The sequence below is a fragment of the Epilithonimonas xixisoli genome (genome assembly GCF_004365655.1).
In the GTDB taxonomy this organism is placed as follows: Bacteria; Bacteroidota; Bacteroidia; order Flavobacteriales; family Weeksellaceae; genus Epilithonimonas; species Epilithonimonas xixisoli.
In genome coordinates this window covers 560,865-586,796 of the sequence record NZ_SOEO01000002.1, presented here as the reverse complement: position 1 = coordinate 586,796, position 25,932 = coordinate 560,865, and the positions used below count along the sequence as shown (strand labels likewise).

Below are 25,932 nucleotides of genomic sequence, written 5' to 3'. Positions count from 1 at the left end.
TAAACCTTAATAGATGGTTTATGGAGAACTGGTCGCAATACGTTGGTTATCTGGCTTCGGTTTTTATCGTTGCGAGTTTTCTGATGAGAGATATCAAAGCCATTAGAACTGTCAATTTGTTGGGTTGCATTTGTTTCGTGATTTACGGTATTTACAGCGGTATGCTTTGGCCGGTCATCATTCCGAATGGGATTCTTGCCTTTATTCAGATTTATAATATTATTAAAAAAGATTAGGATGAAAGTGATCGTGAGTGTTTTTAATAATCTGTACACAGATCAACGTGTAGAGAAGGTCTGCAAAACACTTTATGACAATGGATATCAGCCGATTTTGATTGGAAACGATTGGTTGGGAGCGCCAGAAATGCAAAGGCCTTATCCGTTTATTAGAATTCCTTTAAAATCAAAAAAACTAAGATTTGCTTATATAGAATTTCAGAGAAAATTGTTTCAAGAAATTAAAAAAAATGCTGACAATAAGACCATTTTATTAGCGAACGATCTGGAGACAATAATGCCAAATTATCTCATTTCCAAATCTCTCCATCTTCCAATTGTTTTTGATAGCCACGAGATTTTTACAGAAATGCCAACCATCCAAGGCCGTTGGGTAAAACATGTTTGGAAGAAAATTGAGAAAAGTTTTGTCCCGAAAATTTCGAAAATGATCACAGCCAGCGACAGTTACGCCAATTGGTTTGTGAAGGAATATAAAATTAATAAACCAATCATTGTCCGAAATCTTCCAAGAAAAATAGCTTTCCATGGGACGAATGAAAATCAAACCAAAATAATACTCTATCAAGGTTGGCTCAACTATTCACGTGGAATTGATAAAGCCATTCTTGCAATGCAATCGATTGAAAATGCGGAACTTTGGATTGCAGGCGGAGGACCAATGGAAGATGAGTTTAGACAAATTGCAAAAGACGCTAGAGTAGAAGACAAAGTCAAATTTCTTGGAAAATTAAACCCTGAAGATTTAAGAAAAATAACGCCAAAAGCGGATGTGGGAATTAGCATTGAGGAGAATAATGGACTTAGTTATTTCTATTCTTTGCCAAATAAAATTTCCGATTACATCCAATCTCGCGTTCCAGTTGTGGTGTCGGATTTTCCGGAGATGAGGAATATTATCAAGACCTTTGAAGTGGGAGAGATCATCGAAAATCACTCGCCGGAACATCTTGCTGAAAAACTGAATGCCGTTTTGAAAAACGGAAAAGCAACCTATCTTCACAATCTGAATGTTGCCGCAGATGAGCTGTGCTGGGAAAATGAGGAAGAGAAAATTCTGAAACTTTTCAGCGAAGCACGAAAAGAATTGGAAATGGGTCATTAACCTTTTGCTTTTTTTATCATCTAAAGTTTGTACGATTTTTGATTATTAATTTTCCTTAAATAAATGAATATGAGAGCTTTTGTTTTAATAATAAGTTTTGCCTTGATGACCATCAGCTGTGGAAGTCAGATTTATATGAATCCGACGAATCTGAAATCGGCAATCGATAATAAAGAATTTGATTACAACGCCACCAGAGCTTTTCCGCTGGATAATAATGGCGTGAATAATATTCTAAACTCATTCCCTGGAGGAGGCGCTGCTGGAAGACTTCTGAATTTGGATCCCGGCTATGGATTCAATTTGAAAAAAGATTTGTTCAGCGTTTACTTGCCTTATTTTGGACGCGCTTTTAGTGCCAATCCTGCTGACACGAGTAATGGCGGAATCCGTTTTGAATCGAAAGAATTTACAGTAAAACAATCTGTTACTAAAAAAGGAAATACACTTTTGGTCATCACACCAAGAGATGCAAAAGAGAACTATGTTTTCAATCTGGAGATTTTTAAAAATGGAAGTGGATTTTTATCAATCAATTCCAATAACAGACAACCGATAAGTTTTGACGGAAATATTTCAGCAGCAAAAAATTAATTTCCTAATAATTTCTTTACAAAATCACTCGCTTCGGAACTTGGATTGGACAAGAGTTCTGAAGCGTTTTTTTTGTGTTTCTGGAAAGAATTTTCGAGCAAATGGTCATTCTTAGCTTTCTCAAGGATGTATTCTCTCACCCAAAATTCAAATCGTTTTTGAGCCTGATTTTTTCTGGTTTCGAGAAAAGTTCCATTTTTGGTTTTCAAAGAAATGTAATCCTCAATTTTATTATAAATTTCATCAAGACCAGTTTTTTCCAAAGCAGAACCAATCAGCACAGGGATTTTCCAATCTTTTTCTTTCGGAGTTATGAATTGCAAAGCTCTTGTCAATTCGGTTTTCGTCATTTTGGCTTTCGAAAGATTCTCGGAATTCACTTTATTAATGAAAATCAAATCTGCCATCTCCATTATTCCACGTTTGATGCCTTGCAGTTCGTCACCCGTTCCGATGACTTTTAGAAAAAGAAAAACATCTGTAATATCATTCACCAAAGTTTCGCTTTGTCCCACACCAACCGTTTCTATCAAAATATAATCAAAACCAGCCGCTTCACAAATTAACAAACTTTCAAACGTTGTGTTCGCAATGCCACCCAAAAATCCGGAACTCGGACTTGGCCGGATGAAAGCATTTGGATCTTTTGCCAATTCTTCCATTCTAGTTTTATCGCCAAGAATACTTCCTTTGTTGATAGACGAGCTGGGATCGATTGCCAAAACAGCGACTTTTTTTCCTTTTTCAATCGCTAGTTTTCCAAAAGTTTCTATGAAAGTTGATTTTCCAGCGCCGGGAACTCCGGTAATTCCAATTCGGATAGATTTTCCGGTAAATGGTAAGATTTCTTTCAGCAATTGATCTGCAATTTCCCGATGTTCAGGCTTCTTACTTTCGACGAGCGTGATGGCTTTTCCCAAAATCCTTTTGTCAGAAGATTTGATTCCGTGGATGTAATCCGGTAAACTGAGTGTTCTGGTCATTTTGGAAATTTGGAATTGTTACAAATTAGGACAGATTGTGAGAAGCTGTGTTCAAATTAATTATTTTTGATGGAAATCAAATTCAAAAATAATGAAAAAATACTTATACAGTGTTTGTCTTGTCGGTGTGATCGTCTATTCTTGTAAAACACAGCAAACAACCACTACCACAACTGAAACATCTACCATAACAGCCAATCTTACCAAAGAAGAAATGCTGAAAAAAGGAGAGGATTTATTTAATCTGAGATGCGGAAGATGTCACGATTTACCAAAACCGTCTGACTTTACCGTAGAAGATTGGAAACCAATTATGGCATCAATGGCGCCAAAAGCAAAACTGAATGCGGAGGAAACCAACTGGGTTTTGGCGTATGTGAATGCTAATGCGAAGAAATAATTTTAATTAATAAAGGAAGCTTATTGGGCTTCCTTTTTTTTGTTTTATGAAATTAATGATTAATAATATAATTGTTATAATTCCTATCAAGCTCGAGAATAAATTGAGAATCATTCCGCTCCAAAAGTAAATGTTAGGTGGATCGATACCGTAGATTTTTGTTAAATATTTTCCTAAAATTAATCCTAATAAACTTAGAAATATAATGATGAGAAGGCTTTTGGTTTTAGGCATTCAATAAATTTTATCAAAGCATTTTCTCCAAAATCTCCATCGCACTTTTCGGTAAATTCGTTCCCGGTCCAAAAATATGATGTGCGCCGTTTGCGTATAAAAATTCGTAATCTTGTTGAGGAATTACGCCGCCGACAACGATTGTAATATCATCAGCTCCAAGTTTTTTAAGTTCTTCCACCACTTGCGGAACCAAAGTTTTGTGACCTGCGGCCAAAGACGAAACGCCCAAAATGTGAATGTCATTTTCCACGGCTTGTTTCGCAACTTCTTCTGGCGTTTGAAACAAAGGTGCAACATCGACATCAAATCCCATATCTGCAAATGCGGTTGCTACGACTTTTGCGCCACGGTCGTGACCGTCTTGTCCCATTTTGGCAACCATAATTCTTGGTCGTCGTCCTTCTTTGTCTTCGAACTTTTGACTTAAAGCAACCGCTTTTTCAAAGTATTCATTTTTGCTTGCATTCATTGCGTAAACTCCTGATATGGTTCTGATATTAGCTTTGTAACGCCCGAAACTTTCTTCCATTGCATCGCTCATTTCACCAAGTGTGACTCTTCTGCGAGCGGCTTCAATGCAAAGTTCCAGAAGATTTCCGTTTCCGGTTTTGGCAGTTTCTCGGATTTTATTTAAAATTCCTGACACTTTTTCTGAATCTCTTTCAGATTTAATTATGTCTAATCTTTCGATTTGTTTTCTGCGAACTTCCGTATTATCGATGTCGAGAATTTCGATTTCGGTTTGTTTTAAATCTGATTTGAAGGAATTGATGCCGATGATAAATTCTTCTCCGCTGTCAATTTTTGCCTGTTTGATTGCCGACGCTTCCTCGATTCTCATTTTTGGGATTCCCGCTTCGATGGCTTTGGTCATTCCGCCTTCTTTCTCTACTTCATCGATGAATTTCATTGCTTCTTCGATCATTTGTTGGGTTAAAGTCTCAATCAAATGACTTCCGCCCATTGGGTCAACGACGTCGCAAATTCCACTTTCCTGCTGAAGAATAATCTGCGTATTTCTCGCGATTTTCGCTGAATAATCTGTTGGTAAAGCAATCGCTTCGTCTAAAGCGTTCGTGTGCAAAGATTGAGTTCCGCCTAAAGCTGAAGACAACGCTTCAATTGTTGTTCGAGTGATATTATTAAAAGGTTCTTGCTCTGTCAAACTCCAGCCAGAAGTTTGAGAATGTGTTCTTAAAGCCAAAGATTTTTGATTCTGAGGATTGAATTGTTTCAGAAGATTCGCCCAAATGTATCTTGCAGCTCGCATTTTAGCGATTTCCATAAAATGATTCATTCCGATTGCCCAGAAAAATGATAATCTTGGCGCGAAATCATCTACGTTCATTCCGGCCTTGATTCCGGTTCGAACGTATTCCAAACCGTCGGCTAAGGTGTAGGCCATTTCCAAAACCGGTGTTGCACCAGCTTCCTGCATATGATAACCTGAGATTGAAATCGAATTAAATTTCGGAATATTTTTGGAAGTGTATTCGAAAATGTCGGCGATGATTTTCATTGAAGGTGTTGGCGGATAGATGTAAGTATTTCGCACCATAAATTCCTTCAGAATATCATTTTGAATAGTTCCGGAAAGCTTATCCATCGAGATTCCTTGTTCTTCTGCTGAAACAATATAAAAAGACAAAATCGGCAAAACTGCGCCGTTCATTGTCATCGAAACTGAAATTTCGTCTAACGGAATTTGGTCGAACAAAATCTTCATATCCTCAACAGAATCTATAGCAACGCCTGCTTTTCCAACGTCGCCAACGACTCTTGCGTGGTCTGAATCATAGCCTCTGTGTGTTGCCAAATCGAACGCTACAGAAAGTCCTTTTTGTCCGGCTTGGAGATTTCTTCTGTAAAAAGCATTCGATTCTTCGGCTGTGGAAAATCCTGCGTATTGACGAATGGTCCAAGGTTTCTGAACATACATTGTAGAATACGGACCACGGAGAAAAGGCGCAATTCCTGCAGAGCCAGCTTTGATGTCTTTGTTTTTGACGTCTTCGCTGGTGTATTTTGATTTCAGTTCCAAGCCGTCTTTTTCAAAAGTGTAATTTTCTGAATTGGAATCGAATGTAATGTTCTTAAAATCAGGGTTTTGGTTTTGGATTTTGTGACGCATTTTACTTTCTTGTTGTGGAAAGTAAATGTAAGGAATTTTGGGAAAGTGAAAATCTTAATTTTTGTTTTAAACGCAAAGCCCGCAAAGATTTTTTTCCCAATATTGAAAACATTTTAAAGTCGCAAAGACGTAAAACTCATCAATGAACGCAAAGTCTTAATGTTCTTTGTGAAAGCATTGTGTCTTTGTGGTTTCGGCAAGCGACAATTTGTCATTAATTGTTGGATGGTCTTTTTTTTGTGAAATGTTGTTTGATTGCGAAAGCACGCGACAGGGATAGAAGTGGAAATCCTTTTGCTTGGGAAATGTGTCAACTGATAACAAATCGTGAAAAGCAAAAGATTGTAGCGGATAGCCCGGTGACAAAATAGCGTGGGATTTAGCTTTGGCTTTTGGCAGTCGCCCGAAGTGACGTTTGAGAGTTTTAGGGTTTGAGAGTTCGGGTGTTTGGAAATAAAAATTAACAAAAAATAATATAATATGTCAACAGGAAGTATTAATGTGTCGGTGGAGAATATTTTTCCGCTGATCAAGAAGTTTCTTTACAGCGATCACGAGATCTTTCTTCGTGAATTGATCTCCAACGCAACGGATGCAACGACGAAGTTGAAACATCTGACCGTGATTGGTGAAGCGAAAGTGGATTATGGCAATCCGATCATCGAGGTTAAAATTGATAAAGAGGCGAAAACGCTGACGATCAAGGATCAAGGTCTTGGGATGACGGGTGAGGAAGTTGAAAAATATATCAACCAAGTGGCGTTTTCCGGCGCGGAGGAATTCCTTGAAAAATATAAGGATTCTGCGAAAGATGCGGGAATTATCGGACATTTTGGTCTTGGATTTTATTCGGCATTTATGGTGGCGGAGAAGGTGGAAATCTTTACGAAATCTTACAAAGAAGATAATAAAGCAGTTCGTTGGATATGCGATGGAAGTCCGGAATATACTTTGGAAGAAACGGAAAAATCTGACAGAGGAACGGAGATCGTGCTTCATATTGCAGAGGATTCTTTGGAGTTTTTGGAGGAATCCAAGATCCGTGAGCTTTTGACGAAGTATAACAAATTCAATCAAATTCCAATTAAATTTGGAACGAAAACCGAGACTTTGCCTTTACCAGAAGGTTCTGCGGAAGATGCAAAACCTGAATCGGTTGAGGTAGATAACATCATCAATAATCCAAATCCAGCTTGGACAAAAGCGCCGAGTGAACTGAAAGCTGAGGATTACAACAATTTCTATAGGGAATTGTACCCAATGCAGTTTGAGGATCCGTTGTTCCATATCCATTTGAACGTGGATTATCCATTCAATTTGACGGGCGTTTTGTTCTTTCCGAAATTAGCGAATAACCTTAATATTGAGAAAGATAAAATTCAGTTGTACCAAAATCAGGTCTATGTGACGGATGAGGTGAAAGGAATTGTTCCGGATTTCTTGATGTTGCTGAGAGGCGTGATCGATTCTCCGGATATTCCGTTGAACGTTTCCCGTTCTTACTTGCAGGCTGACGGCGCAGTGAAGAAAATCTCTTCTTACATCACGAAGAAAGTGGCGGACAAAATGGTTTCATTATTCAATGAAAATCGTGAAGATTACGAGAAAAAATGGAATGACATCAAGATCGTTATCGAGTACGGAATGATCTCTGAAGATAAATTCTATGAGAAATCTGACAAGTTTGCACTTTATCCAACGACGGAAGGTCAATATTATCTTTGGAATGAATTGGTGGAGAAAATCAAACCGACTCAAACGGACAAAGACGGAAAAACAGTGATCCTTTACGCAACCAATGCTGATGAACAACACAGCTACATCTCGTCTGCGAGAGATAAAGGTTATGAAGTTTTGTTGCTTGATTCTCCAATCGTTCCACACTTGATTCAGAAATTGGAAAGTTCTAAAGAGAATGTTTCTTTTGCTAGAGTGGATGCGGATCACATCAATAACTTAATCAAAAAAGATGAACCAGTTATTTCTAAATTGAATGATACAGACAAGGAGACTTTGAAGAAAGAAATCGAGGAATCTATCAATGACACGAAGTTTACGGTTCAATTAGAAGATTTAGATTCTACCGATGCACCGTTTACTTTGACTCAGCCGGAGTTCATCAGAAGAATGAAAGATATGCAAGCAACTGGCGGAGGCGGAATGTTCGCAATGGGCGGTTTCCCAGAAATGTATAATTTGGTTGTGAATTCTAACTCAGATTTTGCTGGAGAATTATTGAAGAAAGAGAATGCGGAAGAGAAAAGTGCGATGATTAATCAAGCTTTGGATCTTGCGAAATTGTCTCAGAATCTTTTGAAAGGGAAGGAGCTGACAGATTTTATCAAGCGTAGTTTTGAGAGTTTGAAGTAATATAAAAATCAATTTATTCCCCCAACCCTAAAGGGAGTAAATTGATTTTTCTTTGCTCCCTTTAGAGCTGGGGGAAACAAAGAAAAATTAATAAAGCACAAAAAAGCGGAACTAAAATTTAGTTCCGCTTTTCTTTTTATTTAATCTTCGAAAGTGCATCCACCGTTTCTTCCAGATAGAAATCTCGTTCAAGATTTTTTCTCCAGTTTTCTGTTTTTTTGGCAAATGCTTCGTCTTTTTTGATTCTTTCCGCTTCGTCCGGATGAAGGGTGAATTTCAATCCATTATTGAATTTATCCAAACCTTTGAACTTCTCGATTTGTGCTTTACGCGTTTTCATCAACTCATTGAATTTGGTTTGATTCAACGTAATCGTTTCTTCTTTGTCCAAAGCTTCCTTCCATTCTGCAGATTGTTGCAACAATTTGTAACTTGGGCTTTCAGCGATTTGTTTTTCTACTTCGGTTTTCAGTTGAGCAATATTGAGTCCTGTCAGTTTTTTGTAAGACGTTGCTTCGATTTTGTCCCAAGGCAAAGCATATTGGTCAAATCTTTCGCCCACTTCTGCGTAGGAGAAGAAGTCTTTCATTTTAATGTCTGCTTCAATTCCTTTTCTCTGAGTTGATTCTCCGGAAACTCTATAGAATTTTTGAATCGTCAATTTCAAAGCACCAAAATCGTCATTGGTATTAAGGAATCTGTTAAGTTCCACAAAAGTCTGAACCGTTCCTTTTCCGAAAGAACTTGGCGAACCAATCACCACTGCTCTACCATAATCTTGGAACGCACCAGCAAGGATTTCTGATGCCGATGCAGACAATTCGTTTTGCATCACAACCAATGGTCCTGTCCAGATTGGCTCGTTCATTTTATTACTTAGAACTTGGATTTTTCCTCGGCTGTCTTTCACCTGAACATACGGTCCAGCATTCATAAACAAACCCATAATATCACCAACTTCGGTAAGAGATCCACCGCCGTTGCTTCTAAGGTCCAGGATGATTCCTTCTACATTTTCTTTTTTAAGCTTGATCAATTCTGCTTTGATATCGTCAGAAGCATTTCTGCCTTTCGGATTTTCAAAATCTACGTTGAAACTTGGCAAATAGATGAATCCATATTTTTTACCATTTTTGGAATTAACTGTAATGCTTCTCGCAAATGTGTCTTCAATAGCCACTTCTTCGCGGATCATCGTCACTTCTCTGATGGTCTTGTCTTTTTTCTCAACCGTCAAAGTGACCGGCGTTCCTTTTTCACCACGGATTAGTCTTACAGCTTCATCAGACAACATTCCGACAACGTTTACCGCTTCTTCTTTCGGTTTGGATTTGACTTTCAGGATTTTGTCGCCTTCTGTCAATTGTTTGGATTTCCACGCTGGTGCACCAATCGTCAACGCGCCAAGATATAAGAATCCTCTCTTTTCTTGGATGATTGCGCCAATGCCAATTACCTTTCCGGTGAAATTCATATCGAATTCCTCCTTGTTTTGTGGCGAGAAATAATTGGTGTGAGGATCAAAAACTTCTGTGTAAGCATTCATATAGACAGAGAACCAATCCATTTTCTTTCTTTTCTTGAATCTTCTGAAAGAGTCGGTAATCAAATCTTTTACTTCTGCAGTCGCTTTTACACGCTTCTGTTCCATAGAAGTTGGCGCATATTTTATTGTATCCTGTAGTTTGTTGTTCACAACAGAATCTTTTTTCTTTTTCTGAGCTTCTTCTTTGCTGGAAAGGGTTTCAATCTCCTGAAGGATGTTGTACTTGATGTACTTTTTCCATTCTTCACGCTGTTGTTTTGCATCAGCAGGATTGATTCTTTTTTTAGGCTCGAGGATCAATTCGTCATTTTCTTCCAAACTAATTGGCTTGGAAAGAATATCTTGAGTCATTTTATCAATCTCATCCACACGTTGGTAAAGACGGTCGATTGTCAATTTATAGAAAACGAGATTTCCGTTGTTGAGGTAATCATCCAGCTTTGTATTGTGCTTTTTGAACTCATCCATATCGGATTGTAAAAAGTAACGCTTAGACGCATCTACACTTTCAAAATATTTTTCATAAACATCTTGAGAGTAAGCATCATTGATAGGTTTTGGGTTATAATGAAGATAGGAAAGTGTATTTTTCACGCTTACCATTATGGTCTGCATTTTTTCATCATCATTTTGAGGGGAGTTGAAACAGAACATCAGCGTCATAAGAGGCGCAAACATCAGTAGTTTCCGGAACTTGATTTTTTTGAACATAAATTTTTAATCTGTACTTAAATTAGTCAAAATTTTCTTTTGAATGTTACTTGCTTATTCAAAAACGAAACCAAATTTAACACCTTATTTTTATTAAAGTATTATAAATTGGTTATTTTTGAAAGAATTATGAAAATATCGCAAAAAGCGGAAAAAATTAAAGAAAAATTTATGAGTAAACCATTGATACTGGTAACCAATGACGATGGAATCACAGCGCCAGGAATTAGAAAATTAATCAGCATAGTCAACCAAATTGGAGATGTCATCGTAGTTGCTCCAAATTCACCTCAAAGTGGAAAAGGTCACGCCATCACCATCAACTCCACTTTAAGCTTCGAAGAATTGAATCTGGACGGACCTCAGAAAGATTTCTCTTGCTCCGGAACACCTGTTGATTGCGTGAAAATGGCCTTAGACAAAATCCTTCCAAGAAAACCAGATTTGGTTGTTTCTGGAATCAATCACGGAGCGAATTCTTCCATTAATGTTATCTATTCCGGAACGATGAGTGCGGCCGTGGAAGCTGGTGTAGAAGGTTTGCAAGCGATTGGATTTTCTTTGGGAGATTTGAAATGGGAAGCCGATTTTGATCAAGCCGAAGATTTTATCAAAGATATTATTCTGAAAACTTTGGAAAACCCAATGCCGAAAGGTGTTGTGTTAAATGTCAACATTCCAAATCTTAAAAAAGAGGAAATCAAAGGCGTTAAAGTCTGCAAGCAAGCGAATGCAAAATGGGAAGAAAGCTTCGACGAAAGAACCAATCCGCACGGAAAAAAATACTATTGGCTTTCTGGCTATTTCAACAATATGGATCAGTCTGAAGATGCAGACGAAACAGCTCTGACAAACGGTTACATCAGCATTGTTCCAGTGAAATTTGATATGACAGCTTATGAATATATGAACGAACTCAATTCAATTTATAAATAAAAATGAATGGAGTTTGTAAAACAGTATTTGCTTTCGAAAAATATTCCGCTTAATGACAACGATTGGAATGAGTTTTCTGCTAAACATACAAGAACAGAGTATAAAAAGAAAGATGTTATTCTAAAAGTTGGAGAGGTAGAAAATTATCTATCCGTAGTGGAAGAAGGTGTCGCGAGACTTTTTTTTGAGAGGGAAAGTAAAGAATTGACCATACGTTTTGTATTCAAATATCAACATCTGACTGCTTATGATTCTTTCACACAAAGAACGCCTTCCCGATGTAATGTAGAAGCACTCACGGATATGGTTGTTTGGAGGGTTCATTATGATAATTTGCAGGATCTTTACAGAAGACACGTCGTTGGAAATCTGATTGGGAGGCTGACTGTGGAACAATTATATGTGGAGAAACTGAACCGGGAATTTTCTTTTCTAAGTGAGACGGCGGAAGAAAGATATCTTAAATTATTAAAAGAGCAACCCAATCTTTTCCAATTGATTCCGCTGAAACATATTGCTTCTTATATGGGAATTACGCCACAAGCATTGAGCAGAATAAGAAGACGGATTTCTTAACCGAGGTTCATTTTATCTGTAATAAATAAAATTTACATTTGTTGTGAGCATTCAGAATGTAAGTTCCGAATGACGAAAAAAAGTGTTCAGAGAGATCTGAATGCTTTTTTTATTAATATTATCTTTGCGGTAAGTTTTTTTTCTATGACCGATTTACCAGGAATTGCCATCAAAAATTTTCACGAGAAAACCAGCCGAGGCAAACTCTACGTTCACGACACTTTTGGACCAAGGGTAGAAATGCCGATTTCCATCTATTTCCGAAACGAAAAACAAATGCCGACTCTCGAGAAGAAAGCTCTGGATCTATGCAAAGGAAAAACTTTGGATATTGGTGCTGGTGCAGGAAGTCACGCATTGGTTCTTCAACGCCGAAATCAGGAAGCTGTGGGATTGGAAATTTCACCAGCAGCTTGCGAAGTGATGAAAAACCGAGGTTTGAAAAATGTGCTTTGTGAAGATATTTTCAAATTAGACAATGAAAAGTTTGACACACTTTTGCTATTGATGAACGGAATCGGATTGTGTGGAGATTTGGATGGCTTCAGAAAATTTCTCCAAAAAGCTAAAACTTTGCTCAATGAAAATGGAGTTTTGATTTTCGATTCTTCGGATATCAATTATATGTACGAGGATGATATTTTCCCAACAGACCGTTATTATGGCGAAGTTTTTTGTCTATACGAATATCAGAAACAACTCACAGATTGGTTCAAATGGCTTTATCTGGATGAGGAAACTTTAGAAAAAATTGCTTCGGAAGAAGGCTGGGTCACAGAATTGATTTACACAGATGAGAATGATCAATATCTTGTGAAATTAAACCTGAAAAAATAAAACAGAAACGCCTCAAAAATTTTTGAGGCGTTTTCTTTAGAAAAAGTATAGTTAGTTATTTTTTGATGATCTTGGTGTTGTGCGAAGTCCCGTCAACATTGTTGATTGTCACGATGTAATTCCCCGCTTTCAAATCTTTCAATTGAATCGCGCTTTCCGGATTGGCAATCGTTTTCAATTGTCTTCCTGTGATGTCGGAAACACTTACAGACTTCACATTTTTGTAATCGCTCAAGTTCAAAACATCAGAAACCGGGTTTGGATAGATTCCAATTTTATTCTTGGAAAGTTCTGATACCGCAAGAGTTGACTGTGTAAATTTGAAATCATCTAGAATCAAATAGAAATCACCGTCCGTTTTTTGATTTCCCGTCACACGGAATTTGAATTTAGAATTTGCAGGCACAAGTCCTTCCTGTATTTTGTAAGTAAAAGTTTTGCAAGTGAAAATAGAATTCAACTCAATCGTAGAGATTGGTGAATACGTTACACCATCGTCCTTAGAATATTCGATTACGATTTCTCCAGAAACTTTTTTGCTAGCATCTGCAGGATAATTGAAAGTTCTGTAGCTGAAAGAAACATCTATCGCTGCACCAGAAGATGCAGAGGATGAAAATGTTGTAGAGCCAGTAAGCGCAGCGCTGTAAAGGTTTCTGCTCAATGCATATTCGCCACTGCAAAATGATGTAAACTTGCTTCGGAAAAACCCAACGTTTGTAAAACTTCCATTGCTGGTTTCAAAACCTTCTGTATTATTGATTTGTCCAAAAAATAAACTTGAACCGATTATTGAAAGAGATAATAAAAATTTCTTCATGCTAATTGTATTGTTAATAATTATAAGATTAATTTGTCAAAAAAGAATGCAATGATACTTATTTTTAATGATATAATAAATTATTATTTTGATAAAAAATGAAATTAATTTTAATCCTGTTTCAAATTGCATAAAAAAAAACCGCCATCACAGGCGGTTTTAATATGTTGATTCTAGAAAGAATCTAATATCTAAAGGCAAATTTCTTGCATCTAGTTAAAAGCATTGTCATAAGCCATCGATGAAAAATCAATCTTAAGCATTGCTTGAGAATCGATGGGATTTCCATTGCATTTGGCCGGCGTCCAGGTTTTGTTCACTTTTTTTGCCGCTTCTTTCAGGTCATTTAGAAATTGATCGCTGTTAGCTACTTTTGGTCCGGCTTCCAATTTTGCAAGATTTCCATCTTTATTAATGTCCAATTTCACGAAGAACAAACCGTTGATAACGTAAGTTTTCCAATTCACATTTTGCGCCAGTTTTTCTTTCAATTCCTTGATGTAAGCTTCTGCACCGCCTGGATATTTTAAAGTTTTGAACTTTGCAGGGTCGCAATTATCATCCTTAAGTTGATAAATACCTCTCACATTGTAAGCAACGGAACTTAAAGATGCGTCGTTCATTGGAATATCGATGTTCATCATATCTTCCACATCGCTGTTTTGTGCGAAAGCCAATGAACTTATTAATAAACTAAAGGAAAGTAATAATGATTTCATAGATTTTGATTTTGAAAAATTATGAAAGAAATTTTATGCCAAAATAGTTCTGATACAGAATTATTTACAAAACCTCGATCTGATTTTTCAATAGATCTTCAAACTCATCTCTTTTTCTGATGAGGTGCGCTTTTCCGTCCAGAAACATCACTTCTGCAGGTTTCAATCTTGAATTAAAATTAGAACTCATCTCAAAACCGTAAGCGCCCGCATTTCTGAAAACCAAAACGTCGCCTTCTCTTACCTCATTTATTTTTCTGTCCCAAGCGAAAGTGTCTGTCTCACAGATGTTTCCGACAACCGTATAAATTCTTTCCGCACCTTTTGGATTGGATAAGTTTTCAATAATGTGATAAGAATCGTAGAACATCGGACGAATCAAATGATTGAAACCAGAATTCACGCCTACGAAAACCGTTGCTGTGGTTTGCTTTATGACATTCGATTTTACTAAGAAATGTCCACTGTCACTCACCAAAAATTTCCCCGGCTCAAACCAAAGCTGGAATTTCTTGCCAGATTCTTCCTCGTATTTTTTGATGGATGCGTTGACTTTTTTACCAAGAGATTTCACATCCGTTTCGATGTCGCCTTCTTGATAAGGCACTTTGAAGCCACTTCCCATATCCAGATATTTCAAATTTGGGAAATGTTCTGCCAATTCAAACATAATCTCAAGACCTTGGATGAAAACATCTGGGTCTTTGATCTCGCTTCCGGTGTGCATATGAAGACCTTCCACATTCAGATTGGTAGATTTCATCACACGTTCGATGTGACGCATTTGGTGAATCGAAATCCCGAATTTGGAATCGATATGTCCGGTCGAGATTTTATGATTTCCACCAGCATAAATGTGTGGATTGATTCTCACAAAAATCGGATAAGAACCACCGAATTTATTCCCGAATTGTTCAAGAATCGAAATATTATCGATATTGATATGAACTTTATGAGACATTGCTTCCTCGATCTCAGCCAAGTCAACACAGTTTGGCGTGAATAGAATTCTTTCGTTGGAGAAACCAGCTTTCAGACCCAATTTTACCTCGTTGATAGAAACGCAGTCCAAAGATGCGCCCAGTTTTTCTACGTACTTCAGGATATTGATATTGGTCAAAGCCTTTGCAGCGTAGAAAAAACGCGTGGTCTTCGAGAAAGAAGACGTCAGCTTTTTATATTGTTCGCTGATGGAATTAACGTCATAAACATACACGGGCGTCCCGAATTCTTTTGCTATAGCCAGCAAATCCTGATTTGTCATAAGGTAGATTTTTAAAAATAAAAAGGCAGATTCTTATATAAAGAGTCTGCCGCAATAGATATCTTATGCACGCAACTCATTATACATTCCAAACCTTAGAGAACCTTACAGCTCCCTTTTTTCCGATTTTGCTTTGTTTAAAATATTGCATTGCTTGTTGTTAAAATTTTTCGCAAAATTAGAGTTTATCTGTAAATCTCGCAATTTTTGGATTGGTTTTTATTTTGGGCAGCTTTATCCGCCTTCCGTTCCCAATCTTTTTTGCCCACGCTTTTCCAGCCACAAAAAAGGATTTCCACTCAAGTCGGGCTGCGGGAATAGCATTCTAATTAGATGGTTAATAAATTTTATAATTTCCATATTGTCTCTTGTAATCACTATTCAAGTTCAAATAAATCAAAGAATCAGTTTTTACTATGAATTTCGAATTATTAAATTCTGTGAAAAATTTAGAATTAGGTTTTGGATTACAATTTTTCAAAGTGGTTTTCATTGATTCGAAAGTCTCTTTTTCATTTAAAGAAAAATCGTCAATATATAAGCATTCATTAGGTCTGAGAGAATTTAATATAAGCGTATCGTTTTTCATTGACCATAAACCTTCAGAATATAATTCAGAAGTATGACCAGTTTCAGAATATTTAAATTCATTGTTTCCGAATAAACTTAAAACTGCATTTGAATAAGGATATCTTAAAACTTTCCAGTCACGAACAAAATCTTTATCTTTTTTGAGTTTATTATCAGCCGATTTTGAGCAATTAAAAAAAGTTGTAAAAAGAATGAAGAAAATAAAAAATGGTAGAATTTTTTTCATTAATTTTATTTTTCAGGAAGCGGAAAAACCTCAAACTCATTCCTCAAAAGCGCCAACTGCAAATCATTCTGCAAATCCTGAGAGAATCTGGAAACAGGCAACATCAGTTTTTTGATTTTTTCCAAAGATTGGATTTGATGATACAAATCGTAAAACCCAAAACCAGTCAGTTTTCCGTTTTCTAAAATGAGGAAGGACTTTTCACCCAAAGTTCTGCCCGATGAAGTCCAGATTTCGTTTCTCTTTTTAAGATTGATTTTCTGCGTGAATTCATCAAGATTTTCTTTCAGCTCCGGTTTGGATTTGATGTAATTGATGGCTTTCAAACCTTGCGTAAAACTTTTGAATCTCAAATAAGGTTTCTCTTCCTGCTCTTTTTTGATTTTCTCAAGAATATATTTATTCTTTCTGTGAAACAATCCGAAAGGCAAAGGTTGCGTTTTGCTGATGCCTTTATTTTTCATCATTAGTTTGGCAATCAGGTCAGTTCCTGTCAATTCATAAGAAGTCAAAACTGAGTCTTCTTGAATGTTTTTATATTTTCTTGAATCAGATTCAAGGATTTTTTTTGCTGATTTATATAAATCTTCTACAACATCAGAATAGATAATTTTCCCGTCAGAATTCTGAAAATATAAGATTCCGCGCTCATTTGGAAGGTCTTCCGTCAACAATTGGATTTTGTTTAGAAAACTTTTGGCGTGATTTTCTTCCTGTTGAGATTGGATGATCTCATTGGATTTGTCCTTAATCATCAACAATTTGAATAAGTCCAAAGTCGCTCTGGCATCGCCACTTGCTCGGTGCGCTTCTGTCAACGGAATTCCGATGGATTTGCAAAGTTTACTCAAGGAATAACTTTTCTCTTCCGGAATCAATTTTTTAGCTAATGGAATAGTGTCTAAAGTATTGATATTGAATTCGTAACCAAGCCGTTTGAATGATTGGCGAAGCATCCGGTAATCGAAATCAATATTGTGTCCAACCAAAGTTGAATCCTGCGTAATTTCCACAACACGTTTTGCAATTTCGTGAAATTTTGGAGCGGTCAAAACCATTTTCGATGAGATTCCTGTCAACTTTTGAACAAAAGAAGAAATCTCACTTTCGGGATTCACGAGTGAGATAAATTGGTCTGTAATCTCGTGACCGTCAAAACGATAGATTGCAATCTCGATGATGCTTTCTTTCCGAAATGGTGCGCCGTTACTTTCTATATCTATTATTGTATACAAATGACTAAATAAAAACCTTTCACAAATGTAATGATTTGGAATTTGTGAAAGGTTTTTTTCTAAACCTATTCCTTAATAAATTTTGAATGATATACTTGTTTGTCCGTTGTTATTTTTAAAATATAATCTCCATATTTTAATGCAGATGCGTCTATCTTATTATTTTCAATTTTCGATTCAGCTTTTATCAATCTTCCGGACAAGTCGTAGATTTCCGCTTTTTTAACTTTTTCCAAAGTTTTGAAATTAATTGTATTCTTTACAGGGTTAGGATAGGTTAAAAATTCACGTTTATCTGTATCTTGGGTTTGCAAAGTTCCTGCTGTGGTATATCTTACGACTACATATTTCTGTTGCTTAATGCTGGAAACATTCGGATTTGGAATGGTCGTAACTGTTCCGGCAACAAGGGTTTTACCATTTGAAAGAGCGAGAACCTTCGCAGGAGCCTGGACATAGTGTTCTGGTGCCAAAACATTGGTGAGAACCTGACCATTATTGTAATATCCTGCATCTTTTGTGAAATCAGAATTGATTCTGACTGTTTTGAATGATTGATAAATATCGGCTGGACCATCTATAATAGATTTGGAAAGAATGGTTTTCTTATCCGCAGTAATAGTTGCCGTCAAAAAGCTTTCGTTGTAAGGGTTTTTTATGAAACCATTTGTACCAAAAGTGGCATCCAGTAGACCATATTTATTGACTTGATAAAAATTTCCTCCGATTATTGTGAGAAGCTTGTCATCTGGCAAAAGCTGATAGTCTAGTATGCTTTCATTGGTTTCTCCTATCAAAGCTGGGGTTGCTATTCCTGAAGTGCCATAAGATATATCTAAACTTCCGTCCAGAAAAACTCTAGCGAGCGAAAGGCGAATGTTAAAAGATGAATCTTTAGAAATTCCAATTGCCAATAATTTACCTGAAACAATTTTGAGCTTTTTAATATCATTATAGTAAAGACTTGTATCATCAAGAATCAATGTTCCCAGACCATTAAAATTTGTATTTATTGAACCATCGAGATTGATGCTTGCAATATAAGCGTAGGAATTGGCTCTTCCAGCGGTGTAAATTACATCGTTATACACAATCATATCATTAATTTTCAGGTTATTTCCTATCAATATTGGTAATCTTGATATTCCGTTTTCACCGAAAAACGTATCAATAGAGCCATTTGCATTGAGCTTCATAACAATCAAATCACTGTTCAGATTGTTTGCAACCGCATAACCAACGCCTGCAATCAATAAACTTCCATCATTCTGCAATACAATTTTGGAAGCAACATTAAATAAATTTCTTTGATGTTGATATGTAGAATATTGGAAAACTCCTTCATTTCCAAAGGAATCATCCAAAGTACCATCGGTATTCAACCTGAAAACAGTGCAGTAGATAGGTTCAAAAAATCCTGAATTGCTATGTGAAATTCCCAGAAAGATTACTTTTCCATCCGGCTGTTCAACGGCATCTGTGATGTATTCGGAATTGCTGTTTGGATAATTGAATACCGTTCCCAAAAAGAATTTTCCTGTCCCATTGAAAGAGGTATCAAGATATTGATTCTGAGCAAAACAGAATACGGGAATAAGAAAAATTGTTATAATAAATCTGTATATCATCATTTAAGTTTTTTAATTTTTGAATTATAGGTGGGAGAATTTCCTACACTTATTGTTTTATTAAGCCCTCCTACGATGATTTTATTATCAGCAGTAAGTCCCATTACACTTATGGTTTCAAAAAAATCATTGGGATTGTTGGTGTGAAAATCAGAGAAAACGCCGTTGTTCTGTCCGCCAAAAGTGGTGTCCAATGTTCCGTTTGTATTTACTCTTAAAACGAATCCGTGATCACCTTCAGATGGTTTGGATCTTTCTCCAGAAATCAGAAGTTTATTATCATTTTGAATTTTGGCATCATAAAAATAGACTGAAGAATTAGTCGTGTCATAAAAATAGCTGAATACCCCGTTATTACCATAAGAAGAGTCTATGCTTCCTAGAGAGTTGTATTTTTCAACCTCAACTCTACGACCGGAATTTTCAATTTTTTCAGTCATCAAATAAATATTATTGACATTATCTAAAAGTATTTTTTTGAATAAAACTTCATTGCCGTTGGTGAAAGAAATTTCAACAACTCCCTTGTTTCCAAAACCGGAAACGAGATTTCCATCCAGGTCATACCGTGTTATGATTTTTTTATTTTCTGCAAAAGCAATCGTAACGATTCCATTTGATGTTAAATCTATTTTTTGAAAATCTATATGAGCTGAACTTCCATAAGAACCAGTTATTGGAATATATTGGTTGTTATTCGCAAAAGAAGTATCTATCGTACCATCCAAATTATATCTGCACATCACTGGATTAGGAAGAGAAGGGTGATATGGTGTTGCATAATAAGCGTACAGCTTATTTGTAACAGGAGAGTAATCCATTCTGTTGAGGTATTGCAAATCTGCACCTTGAAATTTTTTGAATTCAAAATTGTCAACAATCTTTCCGTTATCATCGATAATAACTGTGTATTGTGATGTAGAAATTCCGGGTTTATGAATTGGTACTATAAGTTTATTATCGGGAAGCAAATCAAACTGAGAAACAAACATCTCATTAAAAGTTCCATTGTCCCCAAAAGAAAGGTCAATATTGCCGTTGCTGAGGTATCTTTTTAATTTATTCTGATACACAACATAAAATTTTCCGTCTTGTCTTTCTTTTATCACATTTACATTCAATAGGTCTGTCGAGCTGGTTTCTCCACAGCTAGATGGCAATGCCGGCATTCCAGAGGTAGAGGAAAATGCCTGAAAATATCCTGAAGATTCCCTGCAAAACACATTGGCAAACATCGTCATCAATCCGCTGGACGATTCTTCCTCAGGATAAACCCCGAATGCTCCTCCTATAAGATAATCATTATAAAAACTTAGGTTGCTTACATTGGAACTTCTTTCAAGACTACCGTCTGCATAAAATGTAACATAGAACACGTCTTTGTAGTTTGTATTTTTCTTATAGCCTATTGCGTGGATTATTTCTTCGTTCCAATTGTTTTTCTTTACATCAAGATAATTGAAAACATCTTCTTTGGTTCCGCCTTCATAATTCATTTTACCTGTTGATTTAAAGGTGGTGTCCAAAGTACCGTTCGCATTTACTCGGGCGATTGTAGCATCAATATTTGTGGGAGTTTTTGTACAATATCCTCCCAATAATATTTTGCCATTGTCCAAGATTTTCATACTGTTTAATCTGTCATCGGTTCCAAGAAAATCGATTTTTAAGACACCATTAATACCAAATGAAGTGTCATAACTACCATCGGCGTTGAGTTTTGCCACAAAGAAATCTGTGTTGACTCCATTACTTGCGGTTCCTGCGATTATCATTTTGTCATCGGAAAGGATTTTAAATTGTTTGATTTCGGATTTTGTTCCAATATTATACAGTATGAATCCCTTTTGATTGAATGTCCTATCTATGTATCCCGTAGAAAGGTTGTAGCGGACAATTATTGATTGGTTTCCGGATTTTCCTGCAACCCAGATTTTATTGTTTTTAATATCAATAGCGTTGGCTTCATCATCATTCGTAATGTCTGTAATGATTTTGCTGTCTTTGTTGAAATCTCCCTGATTAGGTATTTCCCCATCTTCTGCGTGTAGTTTTACAACAGCGATGCTTTTATTGTTTTTGTCTTTGGAATATCCTGCAAGGTAGATGTAGTTTTCGTGATATTTAATAGCGTTTGCTCGGGAACCATTATCCCCAATGGAAATTTCTGTTCTTTTATTTGTCGTGCGATTGTAGAAAAAGAAAGAATCTTTATTCGGAAAATAATCGCGATAATCGCTTGAAATGGTTTTATATCCTGTAGCATAAAGATTACCATTGGCAAATTCTACAGCTGTTAGCACTTCATTATTTTCATTTTCTACAAAACTGTATTCTCCAAGTCCAAAATTAGAATCAAGAGTTCCCTGTTGAGAAAATGCAGAGGTAAATAAGCCCAAAAACAGGACTAAAATTATGTTTTTTTTCATTTTGTTTGTGTTATTTTTTGATAATCCTAACAGATTCGGAGAAGTTTTGAGACTTATACTTTACCACATAATTACCAGCCAGCAACCCGGAAAGATTAATGGAAATCTTACTTCCGGAATTTGCATTTACCATTTGTTTTTTTACTAATTTTCCGGAAAGATCATAAACTGATATTGTTATTTCCTTGCCATTAAGACTCTTAACATCAGCGAATAGGAAATCTGTTACCGGATTAGGATACACCTTCAGAATTTTATTTTCACTATTATTTTCATTTACATCCAAAGTAATCGTTTTTGAAATTTTGAAAACAAGAAAGTCATAATCCAATTTCCCTCCTCCATATACGGTCCCATCAGAATCAACCTGAATACTTTGCAAGCTATTGTTTGTGGATTCGGGAGAAAGAAAATAATTAAATTTTCCCTGATCTGCAAAGGACGAATCAATAGTTCCGTCCAGATTATATCTTGTGATCCACATTGCCGTGCTACTTCCTGAATGCTCATTTCCAGCGATATAAATCTGATTTTTATGCAAAGCAATATCATTGATGCTATATTGGGGATTTAATATATCGCAAGGAAACGGACCACCAACTGAAGCATAGAAAAGATTCGAAAAAGTAAGGTTTTGCATATTTATTTTTAAAACCCTGTGATTACAATCGTTTACCTGATTAATGATATATGCAAAACTTTCGTCATCATTTAACAGTATTTTTTTGAAGTCACCTACTTGATCATACATTCCAGTTACATTATCGAATATGAAATTAGGATTAAGAGTTCCGTCTTGACTGATTTTTCTGATGAAATTGTGTCTGTAATTTCCTGATGTATTGTTATTAATTTGTTTTTGACTATGACCGATGATGAGGATTTCACCGTTGTTCATCAATTTTGCATCGTTTATTTCTTCATTAGTTCCCAGATCGAACATCTGCGTTCCTTGATTTCCGAAAGAAAAATCTAAAAATCCGTCCGAATTGTACCTTTCCAAATACAGATTATCATCTTTTTGTCCGAAAACATAGATTTTGCCATCCGGCAGAATCAGCAATTTATTATATTGTTTATTGCCTCCAGGTTCAAACTCCTGCTTCCCGTGAAAACCGAAATTGGCATCCAAAGCACCATTTTTGTCTGTTTTCACAAGACCCATTCCCGAAAGATAAAGTAGCGATCCATCCGCAAACTCGTGAAAATCTTTAGTATAATCCGCTTGATGGTAAGAATCATAATAGTAATGTGCTTTTCCCGAGTTACCAAACGTTTCGTCCAATCCTGAAGTAAGTTTGTGCTTCAGAACCCCAAATCCACTTTCGTAGAATTTATAATCAGTTATGGAAACTCTTCCTGTTGCGTATAATGTGTTATTTGAAAGCTTAATCAGTGTAGTTTCATCATAGCTTTCCGCTTTATAATCGGATTTCAAAAAACCTGTTCCATTGAATGTTGAATCCAAATACTGGCTCTGCCCGTATGTTCTTGAAAAAAAGAACAATACAGGGATTACGAATAAATGTATTTTCATATTTGTATTTTTTTCAAATTTAATAAGAAGACGATTGTGATGCAAAATAATAATGTAAAAACACAGATTACGAGTGTTAGAAAAAAGTATTTTAGCGATAAAAACAAAAAAAATACAGGTAGAAAGCTAAATTTAGAAGCAGGAAAATCGATCGTGCTTTGTTAACTATTGATTTAGACTAAATTTGACATCTCAACACAAATAGAGAGTTTTATGAAAAGATTTTTATGTCTTTTAATCTGTTTTTTTAGTTTTTCTATCATTAATTCCCAAAATAATTCGGAGATGTCTTACTCTTTTTTGGAGAGTAAGATTAATAGTCTAAAGGAAAAACCTGCTGAACAATGGGTTTATATAAAAAAAATGACTGATAAAGCTAGAAAAGAAGATAATATAAAAAAACAACATCGGGCATACTCATTAGCAAGCACATACTCCAGAGGAGAACAACAATTAAAATATTCCGACAGTCTTCTTTCAACGGCCTATAGACAGAATGATACGGATATCATTGGCGATTGTTACCTTGCAAAAGGGAGTATTTATATGATTGAAGAAAGGTATCCAGAAGCTTTGAAGAATTATTTGAAAGGATACGATTACATCAAAAAGAAAAACAATCCCTATCTGGTTCATAATGCAGAATATCTTATCGCTCAGACCAAAATTTATCTTGTGGAATATCAAGAAGCACAAAACATATTGAAAAACGTGCTTGCATTTTATAGGAAAAACCAGGAAAAAATAAACGATACCGATTATAGTTTGTATTATATTTATGCTCTTATTTCAGCCATAGATACCAACAGCCATCTTAGTCATTTTGAAGAAAATAAAAATTTGATTCGGGAGGGAATGGATTTCATTGCCAAAAATAATTATCCGGATTATTCAGCCTATTTTATCTCTGCTAAAGGGATTGATGCTTATCATCAGAAGAAATATGATGTTGCCATTCAAAATCTGAATGAAGCCTTAAAGCAGTATCGCGGTAATTGGGGACATTTGACAGAGAATTACTATCTGGGATTGAGTTATTGGCACAAGGGAGATAAAAATTCTGCACTTCCCTATTTATTATTACTTGATGAAGAATATAAAACCAAAGGGAAGCTGGACCCACTATTTCGCCCTGCTCTGGAATTTTTGTTTGATTATTACAAGGAACAAGGTCATACGGCAAAACAATTGGAATATGTGCAAAAAGTGCTTGCCTTAGGCAAAACTTATGAAAGAGATTATAAAAAGCTCTATGACACACTACAAAAAGATTATGACCCACCTAAATGGCAGGCAGAAAAACTAAAGCTGGAAAATGAGCTTAAACAGGAAAAGCGAAGAAAAATATTAATGTCGGGATTAGGCATTGTATTCTTTTCAGCAATGGGATTATATGCCTATAGCAATTACAAAAGAAAAAAGCATTACAAAAATCTACTATACGCTTATAACCAAAATAAGTCCTATGAAAAAGAAAATCAATCTAGGATAATAACAAATCCGGATTCTGAAAATATTGGAATGGTTCCAGAGCTATCCGAAATCAATCCTTTGATTGTCGAAAACATTTTACTTTTTTTGGAAAAATTTGAAAAAGAGAAAAAGTATCTCGAAAAAGATTTGAATATACAACAGTTAGCACAACAATGTGGTACAAACGTCTCTTACCTTTCCAAAGTTATCAATCAATACAAAAAAGACAATTTCCTGTCTTACATAAATAATCTCCGATTAGAATATGTCGTTCAGTTATGGAAGACAAATCCTAAAACAAAACATTTGATGATTCAGGAAATTGCTCACAAATCCGGATTTAATACTGCGCAAAGTTTCTCCAAAAATTTTAAAGAAAAGTATAATATCTCTCCTTCTTATTTTTTAAAACGTTTGGATAAGGACGAAGAAAAAATTCAATAATTAGCTTTGTATAATATTTAATGAACATAGAATTAAAGATGTGATTTTTGATAGATTGCATAAAATCAAAACGTTAACAGGATTTTGTTATTTTTTTGGTTTCAAATATTCCATAGCTTCTGGCCCCTTCATCATTGCAAAAACTAAACCTATTAAGCCACCTATTATCATCAAGATAAAGAGTCCAATGATAGAATAGAGGACTATCAAGGCAACACGTCCTACAATGCTTATTGTCTTTCTATCTTTATAAAATTCTTTAAAAAACCAAATCAACATTAAAGGTGAAAGTAGCATTGATACACCTGACAATGAGATGATATTGCTGGGATTATCCTTCAAAAAATACATAATAGGATATATTATTATGATGTTAAATAAGGTGTAAAAACAAAGGATGAAGGCGTTCATTACAACGTGTTCATAATAATTATGCCCCCATTTTCGAAATGCTAATTTTGAACATAATGCAAAAAACGGAATCAACATTAGCATTATGATAGAGTTATAACTGTTTGTTACAGTCATATAATCGTTCATAGCCTGCGAGTTCAACCTTTTATCACTAGCATACATCTCTGATATGACCTTACTCAAGCCAATTATTTTATAAGAAATAAAAGCAGAAATACCACTTAAGACAAAACCTAACAAAATCGGTTTGTAATGATTCACTCGATTTCCATCAATAAAATCTCTGGCAGTCTTTCCTGGATTTTTGATTATGTTTTTTACGGAGTACAGAAAACCTTTGTTGGTATGGAGAAACGTGTACTGAATCTCGTCCCAAACATACTTTCTGTCGATTCTTTTATATTTCTTCTGCCCGCAATTTCCACAAAAACTTGCAGTTATAACTTCATTGCAATTTTGACAATTTTCCGCCATCTTTAGTTTAAAT

Annotated in this window: 21 protein-coding genes; 9 read left to right on the top strand and 12 right to left on the bottom strand. The window is 35.7% G+C overall.

Features of this window, described 5'->3' with window-relative positions; genetic code table 11:
* The first annotated feature begins 20 nt into the window (after positions 1–20).
* From B0I22_RS10065 to B0I22_RS10055, 3 genes are all read left to right on the top strand, one after another.
* Positions 21–236 (top strand): uroporphyrinogen decarboxylase, encoded by a 216-nt coding sequence (locus B0I22_RS10065; RefSeq protein WP_133944529.1) that lies wholly within the window; start codon positions 21–23, stop codon positions 234–236.
* 1 nt (position 237) lies between these two features.
* The gene (locus tag B0I22_RS10060) at positions 238–1,344 is read left to right on the top strand and encodes a glycosyltransferase (protein WP_133944528.1); all 1,107 of its coding nucleotides are present in this window, start codon (positions 238–240) and stop codon (positions 1,342–1,344) included.
* 69 nt (positions 1,345–1,413) lie between these two features.
* Positions 1,414–1,938 carry a DUF4251 domain-containing protein gene (locus B0I22_RS10055; RefSeq protein WP_166668214.1) on the top strand — a complete coding sequence of 175 codons (525 nt, stop codon included), beginning with the start codon at positions 1,414–1,416 and terminating at the stop codon, positions 1,936–1,938.
* Here the strand turns inward: B0I22_RS10055 and meaB are convergent.
* Entirely contained in the window at positions 1,935–2,921 is a 987-nt protein-coding gene (meaB, locus tag B0I22_RS10050) for a methylmalonyl Co-A mutase-associated GTPase MeaB (protein ID WP_133944526.1), read from the bottom strand. The genes B0I22_RS10055 and meaB overlap by 4 nt on opposite strands.
* Before the next feature lie 91 nt (positions 2,922–3,012).
* Between meaB and B0I22_RS10045 the strand changes: the two genes are divergently transcribed.
* Entirely contained in the window at positions 3,013–3,321 is a 309-nt protein-coding gene (locus B0I22_RS10045; RefSeq protein WP_133944525.1) for a hypothetical protein, read from the top strand.
* Between the two features lie 247 nt (positions 3,322–3,568).
* Here the strand turns inward: B0I22_RS10045 and scpA are convergent, their stop codons facing one another.
* Positions 3,569–5,689: a methylmalonyl-CoA mutase gene (gene scpA / locus B0I22_RS10040; RefSeq protein WP_133944524.1), complete on the bottom strand. Its 2,121-nt coding sequence runs from the start codon at positions 5,687–5,689 to the stop codon at positions 3,569–3,571.
* Positions 5,690–6,169: 480 nt separating this feature from the next.
* On the opposite strand from scpA, the gene htpG reads away from it, so the two are divergent.
* Entirely contained in the window at positions 6,170–8,059 is a 1,890-nt protein-coding gene (gene htpG, locus B0I22_RS10035) for a molecular chaperone HtpG (RefSeq protein WP_133944523.1), read from the top strand.
* A 136-nt stretch (positions 8,060–8,195) separates the two neighbouring features.
* On the opposite strand, the gene B0I22_RS10030 is transcribed toward htpG, so the two are convergent.
* Positions 8,196–10,316, bottom strand: coding sequence for a carboxy terminal-processing peptidase (locus B0I22_RS10030; protein ID WP_133944522.1), 2,121 nt, complete (start codon positions 10,314–10,316; stop codon positions 8,196–8,198).
* A 171-nt stretch (positions 10,317–10,487) separates the two neighbouring features.
* Between B0I22_RS10030 and surE the strand changes: the two genes are divergently transcribed.
* The 3 genes from surE (at position 10,488) to B0I22_RS10015 (ending at position 12,665) form a co-directional block, all read left to right on the top strand.
* Positions 10,488–11,252 carry a 5'/3'-nucleotidase SurE gene (gene surE, locus B0I22_RS10025; RefSeq protein WP_133944521.1) on the top strand — a complete coding sequence of 255 codons (765 nt, stop codon included), beginning with the start codon at positions 10,488–10,490 and terminating at the stop codon, positions 11,250–11,252.
* A gap of 6 nt (positions 11,253–11,258) precedes the next feature.
* Complete coding sequence (locus tag B0I22_RS10020) at positions 11,259–11,828, top strand: Crp/Fnr family transcriptional regulator (protein WP_133944520.1); 570 nt, start codon at positions 11,259–11,261, stop codon at positions 11,826–11,828.
* A gap of 69 nt (positions 11,829–11,897) precedes the next feature.
* Complete coding sequence (locus B0I22_RS10015) at positions 11,898–12,665, top strand: class I SAM-dependent methyltransferase (protein WP_221411227.1); 768 nt, start codon at positions 11,898–11,900, stop codon at positions 12,663–12,665.
* Between the two features lie 55 nt (positions 12,666–12,720).
* Here B0I22_RS10015 and B0I22_RS10010 read toward each other — a convergent pair whose 3' ends face one another.
* From B0I22_RS10010 to B0I22_RS09975, 8 genes are all read right to left on the bottom strand, one after another.
* Complete coding sequence (locus B0I22_RS10010) at positions 12,721–13,485, bottom strand: T9SS type A sorting domain-containing protein (RefSeq protein WP_133944519.1); 765 nt, start codon at positions 13,483–13,485, stop codon at positions 12,721–12,723.
* A 212-nt stretch (positions 13,486–13,697) separates the two neighbouring features.
* A complete protein-coding gene (locus B0I22_RS10005) occupies positions 13,698–14,204 on the bottom strand; it encodes an energy transducer TonB (protein ID WP_133944518.1) in 507 nt (168 codons plus the stop codon).
* A gap of 64 nt (positions 14,205–14,268) precedes the next feature.
* Entirely contained in the window at positions 14,269–15,468 is a 1,200-nt protein-coding gene (gene lysA, locus B0I22_RS10000; protein WP_133944517.1) for a diaminopimelate decarboxylase, read from the bottom strand.
* Positions 15,469–15,805: 337 nt separating this feature from the next.
* On the bottom strand, positions 15,806–16,285 hold the full coding sequence (locus tag B0I22_RS09995) for a hypothetical protein (protein WP_133944516.1): 480 nt from the start codon (positions 16,283–16,285) through the stop codon (positions 15,806–15,808).
* A 5-nt stretch (positions 16,286–16,290) separates the two neighbouring features.
* Positions 16,291–17,520, bottom strand: a complete 1,230-nt coding sequence (locus B0I22_RS09990) for a 3'-5' exonuclease (protein ID WP_133944515.1) — start codon at positions 17,518–17,520, stop codon at positions 16,291–16,293.
* Between the two features lie 65 nt (positions 17,521–17,585).
* Complete coding sequence (locus tag B0I22_RS09985) at positions 17,586–19,151, bottom strand: T9SS type A sorting domain-containing protein (protein ID WP_133944514.1); 1,566 nt, start codon at positions 19,149–19,151, stop codon at positions 17,586–17,588.
* On the bottom strand, positions 19,148–21,577 hold the full coding sequence (locus B0I22_RS09980) for a delta-60 repeat domain-containing protein (RefSeq protein WP_133944513.1): 2,430 nt from the start codon (positions 21,575–21,577) through the stop codon (positions 19,148–19,150). The genes B0I22_RS09985 and B0I22_RS09980 overlap by 4 nt, the downstream gene beginning before the upstream one ends.
* A 10-nt stretch (positions 21,578–21,587) precedes the next feature.
* Entirely contained in the window at positions 21,588–23,114 is a 1,527-nt protein-coding gene (locus B0I22_RS09975) for a T9SS type A sorting domain-containing protein (protein WP_133944512.1), read from the bottom strand.
* A gap of 285 nt (positions 23,115–23,399) precedes the next feature.
* On the opposite strand from B0I22_RS09975, the gene B0I22_RS09970 reads away from it, so the two are divergent.
* A complete protein-coding gene (locus B0I22_RS09970) occupies positions 23,400–25,031 on the top strand; it encodes a helix-turn-helix domain-containing protein (RefSeq protein WP_166668213.1) in 1,632 nt (543 codons plus the stop codon).
* Between the two features lie 87 nt (positions 25,032–25,118).
* Here B0I22_RS09970 and B0I22_RS09965 read toward each other — a convergent pair whose 3' ends face one another.
* The gene (locus B0I22_RS09965; RefSeq protein WP_133944510.1) at positions 25,119–25,919 is read right to left on the bottom strand and encodes a DUF3667 domain-containing protein; all 801 of its coding nucleotides are present in this window, start codon (positions 25,917–25,919) and stop codon (positions 25,119–25,121) included.
* Between the last annotated feature and the right edge of the window lie 13 nt (positions 25,920–25,932).